Source organism: Streptomyces polyasparticus (genome assembly GCF_014493765.1).
GTDB lineage: Bacteria > Actinomycetota > Actinomycetes > Streptomycetales > Streptomycetaceae > Streptomyces > Streptomyces polyasparticus.
Genome location: NZ_JACTVJ010000010.1, coordinates 455,653 through 469,926, shown reverse-complemented (window position 1 = coordinate 469,926; position 14,274 = coordinate 455,653). Strand labels below are relative to the sequence as shown.

General features: G+C 69.3%; 12 protein-coding genes. 5 read left to right on the top strand and 7 right to left on the bottom strand.

Annotated features, from left to right (window positions below; all coding sequences use genetic code 11):
* Window positions 1-105: 105 nt before the first annotated feature.
* Window positions 106-975 carry a hypothetical protein gene (locus tag H9Y04_RS21620; protein ID WP_187815594.1) on the bottom strand — a complete coding sequence of 290 codons (870 nt, stop codon included), beginning with the start codon at window positions 973-975 and terminating at the stop codon, window positions 106-108.
* Between the two features lie 128 nt (window positions 976-1,103).
* Here H9Y04_RS21620 and H9Y04_RS21615 point away from each other — a divergent pair, with 128 nt between their 5' ends.
* Window positions 1,104-1,589 (top strand): NUDIX hydrolase, encoded by a 486-nt coding sequence (locus H9Y04_RS21615; RefSeq protein WP_187815593.1) that lies wholly within the window; start codon window positions 1,104-1,106, stop codon window positions 1,587-1,589.
* On the top strand, window positions 1,552-2,103 hold the full coding sequence (locus H9Y04_RS21610) for a histidine phosphatase family protein (protein WP_187815592.1): 552 nt from the start codon (window positions 1,552-1,554) through the stop codon (window positions 2,101-2,103). The genes H9Y04_RS21615 and H9Y04_RS21610 overlap by 38 nt, the downstream gene beginning before the upstream one ends.
* On the opposite strand, the gene H9Y04_RS21605 is transcribed toward H9Y04_RS21610, so the two are convergent.
* Window positions 2,081-4,621, bottom strand: a complete 2,541-nt coding sequence (locus H9Y04_RS21605; protein ID WP_187815591.1) for a polysaccharide lyase family 8 super-sandwich domain-containing protein — start codon at window positions 4,619-4,621, stop codon at window positions 2,081-2,083. The genes H9Y04_RS21610 and H9Y04_RS21605 overlap by 23 nt on opposite strands.
* Window positions 4,622-4,752: 131 nt before the next feature.
* Window positions 4,753-5,973, bottom strand: a complete 1,221-nt coding sequence (locus H9Y04_RS21600) for an LLM class flavin-dependent oxidoreductase (RefSeq protein ID WP_187815590.1) — start codon at window positions 5,971-5,973, stop codon at window positions 4,753-4,755.
* Between the two features lie 221 nt (window positions 5,974-6,194).
* Between H9Y04_RS21600 and H9Y04_RS21595 the strand changes: the two genes are divergently transcribed.
* The 3 genes from H9Y04_RS21595 (at window position 6,195) to H9Y04_RS21585 (ending at window position 9,705) form a co-directional block, all read left to right on the top strand.
* On the top strand, window positions 6,195-6,839 hold the full coding sequence (locus H9Y04_RS21595) for a CoA-transferase (RefSeq protein WP_187815589.1): 645 nt from the start codon (window positions 6,195-6,197) through the stop codon (window positions 6,837-6,839).
* 2 nt (window positions 6,840-6,841) lie between these two features.
* Complete coding sequence (locus tag H9Y04_RS21590; protein ID WP_187815588.1) at window positions 6,842-8,587, top strand: cation:proton antiporter; 1,746 nt, start codon at window positions 6,842-6,844, stop codon at window positions 8,585-8,587.
* A 383-nt stretch (window positions 8,588-8,970) separates the two neighbouring features.
* The gene (locus H9Y04_RS21585; protein WP_187815587.1) at window positions 8,971-9,705 is read left to right on the top strand and encodes a DUF6193 family natural product biosynthesis protein; all 735 of its coding nucleotides are present in this window, start codon (window positions 8,971-8,973) and stop codon (window positions 9,703-9,705) included.
* Window positions 9,706-10,001: 296 nt separating this feature from the next.
* Here H9Y04_RS21585 and H9Y04_RS21580 read toward each other — a convergent pair whose 3' ends face one another.
* The 4 genes from H9Y04_RS21580 to H9Y04_RS21565 form a co-directional block, all read right to left on the bottom strand.
* On the bottom strand, window positions 10,002-11,312 hold the full coding sequence (locus tag H9Y04_RS21580; RefSeq protein WP_187815586.1) for a carbohydrate-binding protein: 1,311 nt from the start codon (window positions 11,310-11,312) through the stop codon (window positions 10,002-10,004).
* 157 nt (window positions 11,313-11,469) lie between these two features.
* Window positions 11,470-12,381, bottom strand: a complete 912-nt coding sequence (locus tag H9Y04_RS21575) for a polysaccharide lyase (RefSeq protein WP_187815585.1) — start codon at window positions 12,379-12,381, stop codon at window positions 11,470-11,472.
* Window positions 12,378-13,214, bottom strand: a complete 837-nt coding sequence (locus tag H9Y04_RS21570) for a sugar phosphate isomerase/epimerase family protein (protein WP_187815584.1) — start codon at window positions 13,212-13,214, stop codon at window positions 12,378-12,380. Before H9Y04_RS21570 ends, H9Y04_RS21575 begins: the two co-directional genes overlap by 4 nt.
* Window positions 13,211-14,230 carry a Gfo/Idh/MocA family protein gene (locus tag H9Y04_RS21565; protein ID WP_187815583.1) on the bottom strand — a complete coding sequence of 340 codons (1,020 nt, stop codon included), beginning with the start codon at window positions 14,228-14,230 and terminating at the stop codon, window positions 13,211-13,213. Before H9Y04_RS21565 ends, H9Y04_RS21570 begins: the two co-directional genes overlap by 4 nt.
* Window positions 14,231-14,274: the final 44 nt, after the last annotated feature.

Sequence of the window (14,274 nt, the reverse complement as noted above, 5' to 3'; positions counted from 1 at the left end):
TCCAGCCGAACGCAACACGCCGAAGCCCGCACCTCGGGCCCCCCGAACGATGGAACACACGCCCACGGTTGGCCGTACACCGTCCCCCGGCCGGGTGCGGGCCGGTCACATGCAGAGGATCCGTTCGCTGCTGCCGGACCAGCGCTCCACCGTTCCGCCGTCCACCCGTACATAGGCGCTCTTCTTGTCCGCGGCCAGCCACAGTTCGCGCCCGTCCTGGCGCCAGCCGGTGTCGACCGCGTCGGACGGCAGCCGCGTATCGCCGTCGTAGGGGAAGTGGAGCCGGTCGATGCCCGCCAGCGCGCCTTCGGGGTCGCGGTAGTAGGACGGCGCGTCCCTCCCCTCTCCCAGAGTGAGGAACTCGGCCGACTGCCAGTCGCAGTGCTCGGGGCCCATCGCGCTGTGCACCTTGCGGGTGTCCACCGCGCGCCCCTGTGCGTCGGACCACACCTTCATGTCGAGGTCGGCGCGCTCGCGCTCCGCGTACTCCGACGGGTCGCACAGCGCGAAGGTCTCGACGGTCCAGCCGTCCTTGCCCTCAAGACCTTCGGCGGTGATCATTCCGACTCGGGTGCGGCCGTCGATGTCGTACGAGAACAGCACACGCTCGTCCTCCCGCTTCTCGACGCGGTAGCCGCGCTGTGGGGCGATCTTCCAGAACTGGTTGTCGTCCAGATGCTTCTGCAGCGCGGCTTCGGGCGTCTCCTGGCTCACGGTGCTCCCCAAGTCGTGGGCGGCCCCCGCCTGGAGCGGATCCCCGGAGCACTCCAGGGTGAGCAGCGCCGCGCCCCCGCCCTCCAGCGGGCTGTCCTCCTCGACCCAGTCGGGCGTGGGCGCCTTCAACGGTCCGTCGTACGAAGGCGACGCGGAGCTTGCGGCCTCGGTGACCAGGCCTTCCGACACGTCCACGCCACCGCAGCCGCACAGCACGACGATCCCCGCCACGACGGCCGCAATCCCTCTGCCAGAACGCATTCCGCTCCCCCGTTTCCCGCATCTCCTGGTGTTCACCGCTTGGACGGAGCAGAGGTACGGAACGTTCGGCCGCTGTCCGCGAAAGGTGGTCCCGCCGACGAGTTGTCAGGTCCCGATAGGGTTTGGCGATGTCTCAGTTGCATCTTCGTCACTCCGCGCGCGGCGTCATCCTCGACCCCGACGACCGGATCCTCCTGTGCCGTTTCGACAACCCGGACTGGGTGGTGTGGGCGACGCCCGGCGGTGGCGTCGAGCCCGGGGAAACCGTGCGCGAGGCGCTGCGCCGCGAGCTGCTCGAAGAGGTCGGCCTGAAGCTCGACCACGAGCCTGCGCACGTATGGCGTCGCACGGTCGTCTCGACGGGTCACGACCCCGGGTACGACGGGGCGCTCCAGGACTACTTCCTCGTCCGCACCCACCCGTTCGACGCGTCCGGCAGCTTCACCGCGGAGCAGCTGGCCGCCGAGGGAATCGCGGAATTCCGCTGGTGGACCGTCCAGGAGATCGCCGGCCACCGCGGCCCCGGCGTCTTCGCCCCACGTGACCTGGTCACTCCCCTGACCGCCCTGCTCACGCATGGCGTGCCGGAGCATCCGGTGGCTCTGGGCCTCTGACGCAGGCCCGGCTCCTCCGCAACCCAGAGACCCCGCCTCAACCTTGAGACCCCCGCCGGAAAGGCCCCCATGGGCACCGTCCGAAGCGTTCGGGGTGGCGGTCGTGCACGACCCGCGGCTGCGGGAGAAGTCGTACGGGGAGGCGGGCGGCCGGCCGCAGGAGTGGCTCGACCGGCGGTTCGTGCCGCCGCCCGCCGCCGGCGAACGCCTGGAACACGACGAAGGGATCGAGGGCGCGCAGACCAAGGCCCAGTGGGTGCGGAGGGTGTACGAGGCGACCGAGGACATCCTGCGAAGGCCCGCCCGGCAGCAGATCGTCGTGACCCACGGCGGAACCCTGACCTTCGTCCTCGCGGCATGGATCGGGATGCCGTACGAAGCGACCGGTTACGTCAGCTTCCGGGCGCCCGCCGGCAGCATCACGACGCTCCGCGAGGACGACTGGTTCCACAACCGGCAGATCGCCGCCCTCGGCGACACCCGCCGCCTGCTCAATCCAGCAGCGTCGCCGTGAAGCTCCGGCCGTAGGCCTGGTGGACATCGACGTCCACGCGGGTGCCGCCCGGCACCGGGCTGACGCGGACCGCCTCGTCGCCCTCGCCGAGGCGGAGCCGGCGACCGTACAGGATCACCGAGACGGTGCTGCGCCGCGTCGTCGGGTCCGCCACCGCGATCGACGTACGGCCGCGGCCGTGCCGCCGGACGAGCACCGAGGCGGGACCGTCCACGCCGACACCGGCAGCCCGATGACGGCCCTGCGCAAAGGAGTTGAGGCCGATCAGATGCAGGCCTGTGTGCTCCACGGCCTGCAGGTTCGGCGAGTTCGACAGGATCCGTACAGGGCCTCGCTCCGGGTACGAGCGCAGGGCGGCATCGGAGGCGCCCGGCAGCAACATGTAGGCCAGCACGGCCGGTTCGGTTCCGGCCGCGTGGTCGTACGTCGCCGAGAAGACCGAGCGTGTGACGGGCGTGTCGGGATTGGATGTACGGACGACACGCCGACTGCGCGTCACATTTTCCAGTCCGACACGCACGGGGCCGCCCTGCAGGAACACATAGCCGACCGCGCTGCCGCGGGTGCCGTTCGCCCAGCGCAGCCAGGAGAGTTCCGCCTCCCCCGGCCCCGTGAAGGGCTCACCGTCGCGGCGTCCGCCCGTGACCGTCACCGCTTCGCCGGAGCGTGCCGTGCGCGCGTCCACCGTCGTCGTCGCCGCGCGCCCCTCTCCCCCGCCGACGCCCGCCGCGAGCACCACGATCTCCTCGTCGAACAGGAACCACGACTTGGTGGCCGTCGCGTTGCGGTAGACGACGAAATCCGCGGGCAGCAACTCCCGGTCCCGTACGCCCACATCACTGGACTGCACCATCGCCACCGCCCCGTAAGCGCCGAGCACGACGCCCCCGGAGTGGTCGGCGAGGCCGCGCGGGAAGTAGACGTAGGCGTTCTGCGATTCCGACGAGGGCGTGAAGTTCAGCGGGTGGCCCGGATTGTCGTAGTACGGCTTCCCGTACAACTCCGGGACCGTACGCCGCTGTTCGACCGGAGCGGTGACCCCGGCCAGGCCGTACGGCGAGACGGTCGTGTAGTAGTCGACGCCGAAGGCCTCGGTCTGGTCCTGGCCGGCGAGATAGACGTAGTGCGCGCCCTCGCCCTGGAACCAGGGCATCAGGTTCTCGCCGCTCATGTACTCGTACTTGCTGATGCGCGAGGACGAGCGCGCCAGCGCGAAGGCGTAGCCGGGCCTGCGGTGCACGGTCTTGTCCATCGCGTTGAAGGCGACGCTGCGGGCCGCGGGGCCGAGGTCGGCCGGGGTCAGTGCGCTGTCCGCCATGATGTCCGCGTACCGCACCACGCTGACCGGGGAGACGAAGGCCGCCGGATCGAGCGGCGCCTTGGACGTGGTGCGGAGGTACTTCACGTACTGCCGCAGCGCCTTCGCCTCGGCCTGCGGTGCCAGCGAGGCGAGGTCGACGACCGCTTCGACGATCACGGTCACGTCCGCGTACCCGCTGGCAGTGCGGGAGACCGCGCGCCCCTTGACGATCTCCATCATCCAGCCTTCGAAGATGAGCGGCGCGAAACCGTCACGCACCCAGGAGAAGACCGTCGGCACCAGCTCCTCGCCGTGCGCGAAGCCCGAGCCGTCCAGGATCTTCAGCGTCTGCACGACCCGGGTGAGCAGCCCCTTGCCGTACGAGCCCGTGTACGCGACCGAGCCGTGCTGGATGAACGAACCGTCCGCATAGTGCCCGTCGGTGACGTTGTGCTGCAGGTGGTACGGGTCGATGGTGACGAACACGGTCAGCTGGTCGGTCAGGGCCTTGCGGATGCGGTTCTCGTCGCCCAGGAGCGCGCCTTGCAGGATGCGGTTGGTGGTGATGTCGGCCAGGTTGGCGCCCGTGTGGAAGCGGGAGTCCAGGTTCACGTCGCCGTCGAGGCCGTTGCGCAGATAGGCGTCCATCGACGCGACGTACATGGTGAGCAGGTCCGGGTGGCCGGCGAGGGAGTCCGCGAGCAGCACCAGCGTCTTGGTGACGGACTGGGAGATGCCGATCTCCCAGTGGAACCAGTTGCCGTAGTAGCCCTTCGACTGGTCGCCGTAGTACCGCTCGTGCAGCCAGACCAGGCCGTCGAGCACGCGCCGCTGCACGGCCGCGTCGTCGAGGAGCTCGCTGCCGGGAGCACGCGTGGCCAGGGCTATCTCGTAGAGCTGCCGGTAGGCGGTGTTGAGGTTGGCGTCGTTGGTGCCGAGCGCGAGCCCGGCGAAGAGTTCGCCGGGGCCCGCCTGGTCCATGGACTTCAGGCCGGCCTTCGCCGTCGCCACCATCGCGGCGAGCTTGGCGGCGGCCTCCGGACGGGCGTTGGTTTCGGCGGTGCCCGCGAACACCGCGACCGTGTTCGCGAGCAGCCGCGCACTCCCCTCGGCCACGCGTGCGCTCCTTACGGCGGCGCCTGCCTGGCGCGCGGGAAGGACCGCGAGCAGTCCGGCCGCCGAGAGGGCGGACATCAGCCGTCTGCGGGTGAGTTCCATGGCACGTCCTTCGGCGGTACGGGCATCAGCTGGCGGCGCGGAGTCAACCAGTGATGCCCGTGCGCAACAAGAGGGCGTGCACGCAACAGCCGTACCTGAGCAGGCGGTTCAGTCGGCGAGGGCTCCGGCGTTCAGGACTCCAGCGGCAGGATCGCACTCGGCGGGAGCACCGTGTGCTTGAGGTCCTCGGGGACCGGGTTGTTGTGCGAGGGGTACTTCGGTCCTGCCGCGTTGCGGCGGTAGATCGACGTGGAGTGCTCCGGGTTGGAGTCGAACTCGGGGATCACCTTGTCGCCGAAGAGCTCGATCATCTCGAGGTGCTCGTCGAAGGTCATGCCGCCGGTCATGCCGAAGACCAGCTGGTCGCAGCCGACCGTCTGGTACGCGGCCACCTGCTCGCAGACCTCGTCGGGGGTGCCGCAGAGCATCAGGCCGGCCTTGATGATCTCGTCGAGGATCTCGTCGCCGCCGAGGTCGCTGAAGGCGATCGGCGGGGTCGGCCAGGTCCGCTCGTCCATCGACTTGGGCATGGTGTCGTGGTACAGGTTCACCAGCGTGATCAGGTATCCCAGACCGGCGTGCATGGCGATCTCACGGGCCCGCTTGCGGTCGTTGAGGCAGATGACGGTGTTCGTCATCATCACGTTGTTGTTCTGGAAGTCGCCGAGTATCTGCTTCGGGTCGGCGGCCGCCTCCTTGTACTGGTCGATACGACCCTTCAGTTCGAAGATCGGCTCGAAGTTGAAGGCGATCGCACCGATGCCCAGCGAGCCCGCCTTGGCGAAGGACGGCGGGTTGCCGCAGGCCATCCAGATCGGGGGGTGCGAGTGCCCGTACGGCTTCGGCAGGATGTTGTGCGGCGTGGGCACCGTGAAGTGCTCGCCGTGGAACTCGTAGTCGTACTGCTCCCACATCCGCACGATCTCGGGAGCGACCTCGTCCCACTCGGCCTTGGTGGACGAGGGGTCCATGATGTTGAAGGACTTCAGCTCATGGCTGCCCGCGCCTCGGCCCGTCCCCCATTCGAAGCGTCCTTCGGTGATGTGGTCCAGCATCGCGGCGCGCTCCGCATAGCGCACCGGGTGCTCCTTGCGGGGCGAAAGGCTGTTGATGCCGGTGCCGAGGTGGATGCGCTCGGTACGGGCGGCGACATAGCCCATCGCGACCTCGGGTGCGGACATGTGGCTGTACTCCGTCAGTGAGTGATGCTCACCGAACCAGACGTACTTCCAGTTGTGCTTGTCCGCCTTGATCGCGATGTCCAACTCCCGCATCAGGGCGAGGTGTTCCGACGGGCGGTGGTGGGCCGCCATGCCAGGGATGAACCCGTTGAGGAAGATTCCGAACTCCATGAGGAGCCCTCCCGAATCGATCACGCTCCACGGGCGGTGCCCGGGCGCTGCTGTTCGCTGGTCGGTGGCGCTGTGTTCGCTCGTGTCGATCAAGCCGATCTCTCCGGCTGGGCGGAGGATGCACCAGAAGCCTTCAAGGGGCCATGGGTAGGACAGATCGAAATACGAAATCGGCCGTGGCCTTGGCCACGTCACGGGCGCACGTCGCGCAGAATCCGGCCATGGACAAACTGGTCACCGCGTCCGCGGCTGTCTCCTCGATCCCCTCGGGCAGCACCCTGGTCCTGCCCGACCCATCCGGCGCCGCCTTTCCCGGCAGCCTCGTGGCGGCGCTGAGCGCCCTGCCCGCCAGGGGATTCACCGTGGTCTGCCCCGGCGCGGCCCGCGCCACCGAGCACCTGCGCACATGGCTCGGCAGCGGCCAGGTGACGCGGCTGATCGTGGACAGCGAGGCTCCGGGCGGCCTGCTCGAAGGAGTGACGGCGGAGTACGTGGCGCCCGCCCTGCTCAGGCAGCGGCTGCAGGCGAGCGCGGCGGGCACACCCACCTTCCTGGGCCCGGTCGGCACCCATGGGCAGCCGGCCGAGGACGGTTCGCGGGCGATGTTCTTCGGTGACGACGAGTTCGGTCCGGTGCCCGCGCTCACCCCGGACTTCGCGCTGGTCCGCGCCGTTCAAGGCGATACGAAGGGCAATCTCGTCTTCGCCGACGAGGTGCGCGAGGCGGTCCTGTCCGTGGCCAAGGCCGCGCACCGTACGGTGGCCGAAATCGACACACTGCTCCCCGTACTGCATCCGCGGCTCGTGCAACTGCCCGCGCGCTATGTGGAGTCGGTGGCCGGGGCGGCTGCGAAGGTGCACGGCTGACCATGGAGTTCACTCTTGTCGCCGTGCTCGGCGTGATCAGCATCGTCGTGGTCGCGGCGTTCTCCGAACGGCTCGGACTCGCGGCACCGCTCAGCCTGGTGGTGGTCGGGATCGGCCTCAGCTTCATCCCGGGCGTACCGCATCCCGGCGTCGAACCCGAATTGATCCTCGCCGGGGTTCTGCCGCCGCTGCTTTACTCGGCCGCGGTGAACATGCCCGTCACCGATTTCCGGCGCGATCTGCAGGCCATCAGCGGACTGGCCGTCACGTTGGTGGCGTTGTCGACGCTGGGGGCCGGTGTGCTGTTCCACTGGCTGCTGCCGGAGATCGGCTGGCCGGCCGCGTTCGCGCTCGGCGCGGTGATCAGCCCGACCGACGCCGTCGCGGCCACGTCCGTGGGCAAACGGCTCGGGCTGCCGCACCGGCTGCTCACCGTCCTCGAAGGCGAAGGCCTGGTCAACGACGCCTCGGCGCTGGTCCTCCTGCGCACCTCCGTCGCCGCGTTCGCCGGCTCCTTCTCGCTGTGGGCCACGATCGGCGAGTTCCTGTACGCGGTGGTGGTGGCGGTCGCCGTCGGCGTGGTGGTGGGCGTGGTGAACGTACGGGTGCGGGCCCTGCTCAATGACGCGGTGCTCAACACGGCGATCTCGTTCGTCGTGCCGTTCATCGCCTATCTGCCCGCCGAGGAGCTGCACGCCTCAGGTGTCCTCGCCGTCGTGATCGCGGGCCTGGCCACGGGGCACCTGAGTCCGCGGTATCTGCGGGCGAACGACCGGATCGCCGAGTCGACGAACTGGCACACGGCGGCGTTCCTCCTGGAGAGCGGGATGTTCCTGCTGATGGGTCTTAGCGTGAAAACCCTCGTGGACGAGGTGCGCGCGGAGGATCTGAGCGTCACGCGCGCGCTGCTCATCGGCCTGGTGGCCGCGGCGTTCGTCATGCTCGCGCGGCTGCTCTTCATCGTGCCGCTGGTGGGCGGGATGCGGCGGGACGTGGAGAAGGCCGCCCAGTCGAAGGAGCGCCTCGACGCGCTGCAGCAGCGCCTCGAGAACCCCGACGACGATCCGCAGTTCGCCGAACGGGTGCGCGGACTGCCGGAGAAGAAGGTCGAGCGCTTCAAGCAACGGGTGACCAAGCGCTCCGCCGACATCGAGTTCACGGTGAACCAGTACTTCGGCGCGCGCGGCGGCCTGATCCTCGGCTGGGCCGGCATGCGCGGAGCCATCACCGTGGCGGCCGCGCAGACCCTGCCCGAGGACACTCCGGACCGCGCCCAGCTGATCCTGATCGCCTTCGTGGTGGCCGCGACCACGCTGCTCCTGCAGGGCCTGACGCTGCCGGCGCTGATCCGCAAGGTCGAGATCCCCCCGGACGATCCGAAGCAACTGCGCGACGAAGGGGTACGCCTTATCAACACGCTGGCCGCATCCGCCACCGAGCTGCTCGAGGACCCCGCACTGACCGACGATGCGGGGCAGCCGTATCCGCAGCAGCTGATCGACGTCGTCCGCAGGGACGCCCGTCTGGACGTGCGACGGGCGATCGGGGACGACTCGCGGCGCAAGTTCGGCGCCGAGGCCCGCGATCAGTTCCTCGAGCTGCGCCTGCGCGTGCTCGCGGTCCAGGCCGAAGAGCTCCGCAAGGCACGCTCCACGGGCACGTACAGCTCCATCGCCCTGGGTAAGGCCCAGCACATGCTGGACGTGGACGCGGCGCGGTTCGAGCAACTCACGGATTCGAAGCACTGAACAGATCGGTCAGACACCCGGGTCGACTTCGGGATGCGTGAACCGCACGGGCTTGCCCAGCGCCCGCGCGTAGACGATCTCGGCCCGGGTGCTGTCCCCGATGTAGTCACCGGGCGGGGTATATGTCGCGGCCCTCGCGGGTTCGGTGCCGTTACCGGGTTCCCAAGCTGCGCCGTGCCTGTGTCGCGGTTTTGAGGCTCACGGGCGGGAGGGAACTCACCTTGTACAGGGCGGGGAGCACGGTTACGGCGGCCCTGAGCCGGATCTCGAAATTTCCCCGGTCCCGCTCTTCGCTGCCGGGTTCTGGTCTTCAGCGGACCGGGCAGGGGCTACGAACGTAGGCAGAGGGGATGCCAATGCGCCAGCCTGGCAGACTCGCTCGTATGTCTGACCAACTCGTCGGCGACGCAGCGCCAAACGATCCCATGCACGAGTACCTGACGCTGTACCCCGAGGTCGTCCGGGCGGGATCCTTGCAGAATGCCCTGCAGGCGGAGGCCGATCTTGCAGGATTCGGGCTTGCGGTCGAGCTGACATCTTCACCAGGCTGGCGCCAGGTGGCCGCACGGGTGGAAGCCGACGGCCACTCGGCGAACGTACTGATGGCACGGAGCGAGCGCAGCTTCGTCGTCGACTGCTGGAACAACGATGTCCACATGGCCACCGGCAGCACCCCGGACTTGTCCGTGCTTGTCGGGGCGTTGCATGCGTGGCTGCAGGATCCCGGGGTCCAGGGACTCGTCACCCAGTGGCCTTTCCTGCGGACCTGGGAGCTGGCCGAGGCCCATGAGCGTGGAGACGCTATTCCAGTGCGATGGCGCCGGCTACGCGAGTCCGCCGCGCGCAAGCCGGACACTGCGCTCCACGAGCTCGTCGAGGCCGCCTTCGAACAGGAGCGGCTTCGGGTCCTGTCGCCAGGGCGGAGCATGTACTGGGTCACTTTCAGCCGCCGGGCCGCGCCGCCCATCTGCCATGACCTGCCGGCGGCCATGCCGCTCAGAAATGGCGGCTACCAGGTGCGATTCTCCGACGGACGGCTCCAAGAGCTGGACAGTGCGGCAGAGGCCGTCGCGGCCATCATTGCGGGACTTCCGGACGATGCTGTCTCACGGCCTTGAAGCTCACGGGTGGGGAATCCAGGTGAGCAACTCTGGCCATGCTCAGAAGCGTTGGGTGGGGAAGTTCAGGGAGCCTCATAAGCCCGGTCACGATGCCGCCATGTTGCAGCCGGAGGCGTCATCGCTGTCCGTGGGGTCGGGGTGGAAGAGGCGGGTGCAGCGGAGTCCGGTGCAACGCGTCGAGCCGCCCCTTGTGGGCTGGTGCGGGGACGGCACTCGTTCCTCCCAGTGGGGTGACCTGAGGGGCCCTCCAGGCAGCAACTGCCCGGAGAGCCCCCGTCATGGTGTGGGGATCGTCAGGAGATCTGAGTGAGTTTCCACCAGTTGAGGTCGAAGCCGCCGGTTACCGCGTAGAGGCCGAACTGGTGGGTTCCCGCGGGGAGTTCCACCTCGCGGGAGATGGTGCGGTAGTTGTCGTAGCCGCCAGAGTTGGGGACGGAGACGTTGCCGAGCGGGGTGGCTCCGCCGCCGAGGTCGAGGGAGAGCGTGCCGCCGTTGTTCGGTGAGGCGACACGGTATTCGACGAGGTAGCGCCCGGTCTTGGGGACGATGACGTTCTGGAAGGCGATCCAGTCCGTGCTGTCGAAGCTGCCGACCGTCTGCCCTCCCCCGGTGTCGGTCGTCGTCTTCTTGGTGACGCCCTTCATGACCGAGTAGTCCTCGGCCTGGAAGCTGCGCTGGTGGCAGCCCCCGGACGCGAGTTCGCACACATCCGACCGCCGGGTGGAGACCTTCAAGTCGTCGTACCAGATGTACGAGTCGCTCGTCGGCGCGAAGGATGGGGTGGCGCCGCCGAAGAAGGAGGAGAAGTAGGCACGGTCAACCAAGTCGCCGTTGCGGACGAACCGCAGTCCACGGACGGAAGCGGCCGGGGCGCCGTTGTACCAGATGTCGATCTCGCCGTCGGGGTTGGCGTCGCCGCCGCTGACGGTGTTGACCTTGAGGCGCTGGACCAGGTTGATCCATTGGCCGCGCGGGTAGTTGATGACGCTCCCTGCGGCGTTCTTCAGGTCCACGTAGTCGCCGTACTGGCCCTCGTGACCCATGTGGTAGTAGTAAATCGCCGCCTTGCCGCCGGAGCGCCAGATCATCCGCGAGCTGAAGCCGTTGTAGCCGTCGCAGACCTGCCCGCCGGAGCACGAGGCACCGCCTGCGAGCCCGATGCCGACCTTCCCGGCGTACTCGGTGGCGCCCCAGCTGAAGTCGCTGGAGAAGCGCACCCAGTACGAGAGGTAGTACTCGCGGCCGGGCGCGAGCTGCAGGGGTGCTTGGGCGCCCGATTCGGCCGGGCCGATCTTGCCCTTCGGGTAGAAGACACGCAGGGATTTCCCGCCCGAGTGATGGAAGTTGTAGCCGTCGATCCAGGTGCGCGTGCTCATGCCCTCCTCCCAGGGGGCGTACCAGCCGTCCTGGGACCACTGGCCGAGGTCGTACGCGCTGCCCCGTTCGGGGCGTTCGAAGGTGTTGTAGCGCAGGGCAGCCGAGGCGGCGGCGTCACCGGCCGGGACACGGGACGGAGCGAGGTCTTCGGCCGAAGCGGTGCCGGCGGCCAGGGTGGCGAGGAGCGTGGCGAGCAGTAGTGCCTTTCTGAGCAGCGTGGTTCTCATGGATCACTCCGATTCGGATGCTGTGACCACTGCAGGAACGGTGCGGTGGTGCGCCGGCCTCCTCTCACGACGAGTGGCCGGGCGGGAGGGATACGTGAACTGCCCCGGGCAGCACGTCAGGTGAGGCGCCTGCTCTCCCGCCCGGCGAACGGGGCGGTCAGGGGCGGCCCTTGAGCTCGGGGATGTCCGCCCGGTTCGTGGAGATCGTGATGTCGTCGTACCAGATGTAGCTGTCGTGCTGCGGCGCGAACTCCCACGTGGCGCCGCCGGCGAAGCTGGAGAAGTAGGCACGGTCGACCTGGTCGTCATTGGTGACGAAGCGCAGGCCGGTCACCTTGGCGGCGGACTTGCCGTTGAAGAAGACCTCGATCTCGCCGTCGGGATTCGCCTGGCCGTCGGTGACGGTGTTGACCCGGACACGCTGGACGACGTTGACCCACTCCCCCTTGGGCCAGTGCACCGTCTTGCCGTCCTGCTGCAGCGTGACGTAGTCGCCGTACTGGCCTTCATGGCCCATGTGGTAGTAGTACAGCGCCGCTTCACCCGTGCTGAGCCGCCAGATGAAGCGCGAGCTGAACCCGTTGGTGCCGTCGCAGACCTGTCCGCCGGAGCAGGAGGCACCGCCCGCGAGACCGATGCCGACCTTGCCCGCGTTGTAGACGGTCCCCCAGCTGAAGTTCTTGTCGAACTTCACCCACTGGGACACGTAGTACTGGCGCGCCTTGGCCAGCTTGAACGGAGCCTGCGCTCCCGAGTCCGCCGGGCCGATCTTGCCCTGCGGGTAGAGAACCCGCAGCGACTTGTCGCCGCTGCGCGCCGGCTCGGAGTCGTCGACCAGGGTCCGGGTGTCCATGCCCTCCTGCCAGGGCGCGGTGAACCCTTCCTTCGCCCACTCGTCGAGCGTGTACGGACCGCCGGCGGCTGGGCGCTCGAAGGAGTTGGTCAGATAGGTGCCGGGCTTTCCCACGGCGTCCGCGGTGGTGCCGGACGCGAGCTGCGGATACAGCGCCGCGGGGGCGAGCAGCGCCACGGCCATGGCGGCGGTCAGGGTCAGTCTTCTGCGGTTCACGGATTCCTCGATTCGATGGGTCGGTGCAGGGACTGGGTCGGGGCGGCCGGCAGGCGGTCCACGTCCCGCAGCAAGGCGCGGAACGCGGCGAGCGCCTGGTCGAGCGGCGCCGCCCGCGGGTACCAGGCGGCCTCCCATTCGAGGGAGAGCCAGCCGCTGTAGCCGGTCTCGTCGAGCAGTCGGCACAGCGCGGCGAGCGGCACCGCGCCCGACGACGGCAGGACGGGGGCCAGGTCGTGCGGGGAGGCCACGTCCTTGAGCTGTACGTGGACAAGGCGGCCGGCCAGCGCGGCGGCGGTGTCGGCCAGGGATTCGCCGGCGCGCCACGGGTTGACCACGTCCCAAAGCGCGCCCAGGTGCGGGGACTTGCCCGCGCGCCGCAGCACGTCGGCCACCGCGCGCCCGGTGAGGAAGGCGTCGTGGGTCTCCAGGAGAATCCGTACCTGCGCCTCGGCGGCGTCCTCGGCCGCCCGGGCGAGCCGTTCGGCGGCGCGGGCGGTGGTGTCGGGGTCGCCCGGATCGCCGCCGAACACCCGTAGACACGGGGCGCCGACGGCGCGTGCCAGCCGCAGGTGGCGGCGCAGGGCCTCGGCCGTGCCCGCGTCGGCCGCACCGACCTGTATGTACGAGGCCAGGCACATGACCTCGACGCCTTCGTCCGCGAACTGCCGCCCCACGCGCGCGGCCGCACCCTCGGTGGCATCGGGCGTCAGGATCTCGCCGTCCGCGCACCGCAGTTCGACACCGCCGCAGCTGTGCCGGCGGGCCAGCGCGACGACCTCCCGTACGGGCGCACCCGGGCAGCCGAGGGTGCTGAATGCCGGCCGCCTCATCGGCCGCTGCGCAGCAGATCGCCGGCCACGGACTCCGGCTGGCCACTGCTTGCCGAGTCGTAGACGGCACGGACCGCGGCGACGACCGAGCGCCCGTAGGCACCGTCCACGCGCGGCGGACGTCCGGAGCGGCAGGCCTCGGTGAAGTCCGCGAGCTGCGCGGCGAAGGCGTCGACGGGCTCTTCGGCACCGGCGGCGAGCGGTGTTTCCTTGCCGCCGCGGCTGACCCAGAGGCCCTCGGGTGCCGACCAGCGCAGAGCGCCGCGCTCGCACTGCACCACCGTCTCGTCGATGTAGGGCAGTCCGGCACTGGTGAACTGGAAGATGGCCTTCACGCCGTTGGTGAGGCCGACGAAGCCCATCGCATCGGTCTCGATGAGCAGGTCGCCGTGGCTCCAGGTGTGGGCGTGCACCGTCTGCACGCTGCTGCCGCCCAGCCACTGGATGCGGTCGAGGCCGTGGGTGCCGACATTCATCACGATGCCGCCGCCCGCCAGGCCCGGGTCGAAGAACCACTCCGGGCGCGAGCCCTTGGCGTAGTGGGAGGTGCGCCGTTGGGAGATCGCGCGCACCGGCCCCAACTCGCCCGAGCGCAGCACCTCTTCGGCACGGCGTGCGAGCGCGCCGAACCGCACCACGTGCCCGACGGCCAGGACCACACCCGCCGCCTCACAGGCGTCGATCATCGCCGTGCAGTCCTCGACCGACGTGGCCATCGGTTTCTCGACCAGGACGTGCACTCCGGCCGCGGCGGCGGCCAGGGTCATTCCGGCGTGCAGCGCGTGCGGTGCGGTGATCACCACACCGTCGAGCGCTTCGGCGGCGAGCATCTCCTCGTGCGAGGTGTACGCGACGGCGCCCGCCTCCTGTGCCATCCGGCCGGCGGCGTCCGCGTCGATATCGCAGACCGCGGCCACCGTGACGCCCGGCAGCGCCTGCGCCGCCTGGATGTGGAGGGCGCCGACGATGCCCGTGCCGATGAGGCCGAGCCGGAAGCCGGACTCGTTCGTTTCCACCGAAGACTCCTTGTGTGTGGTGCGGGAGAGTTGCGTGCAGTGCG

Coding starts and splice junctions, on each gene's coding strand:
- H9Y04_RS21620 (WP_187815594.1), bottom strand. CDS start 975: ATGCGTTCTGGCAGAGGGATTGCGGCCGTCGTGGCGGGGATCGTCGTG.
- H9Y04_RS21615 (WP_187815593.1), top strand. CDS start 1,104: ATGTCTCAGTTGCATCTTCGTCACTCCGCGCGCGGCGTCATCCTCGAC.
- H9Y04_RS21610 (WP_187815592.1), top strand. CDS start 1,552: ATGGCGTGCCGGAGCATCCGGTGGCTCTGGGCCTCTGACGCAGGCCCG.
- H9Y04_RS21605 (WP_187815591.1), bottom strand. CDS start 4,621: ATGGAACTCACCCGCAGACGGCTGATGTCCGCCCTCTCGGCGGCCGGA.
- H9Y04_RS21600 (WP_187815590.1), bottom strand. CDS start 5,973: ATGGAGTTCGGAATCTTCCTCAACGGGTTCATCCCTGGCATGGCGGCC.
- H9Y04_RS21595 (WP_187815589.1), top strand. CDS start 6,195: ATGGACAAACTGGTCACCGCGTCCGCGGCTGTCTCCTCGATCCCCTCG.
- H9Y04_RS21590 (WP_187815588.1), top strand. CDS start 6,842: ATGGAGTTCACTCTTGTCGCCGTGCTCGGCGTGATCAGCATCGTCGTG.
- H9Y04_RS21585 (WP_187815587.1), top strand. CDS start 8,971: ATGTCTGACCAACTCGTCGGCGACGCAGCGCCAAACGATCCCATGCAC.
- H9Y04_RS21580 (WP_187815586.1), bottom strand. CDS start 11,312: ATGAGAACCACGCTGCTCAGAAAGGCACTACTGCTCGCCACGCTCCTC.
- H9Y04_RS21570 (WP_187815584.1), bottom strand. CDS start 13,214: ATGAGGCGGCCGGCATTCAGCACCCTCGGCTGCCCGGGTGCGCCCGTA.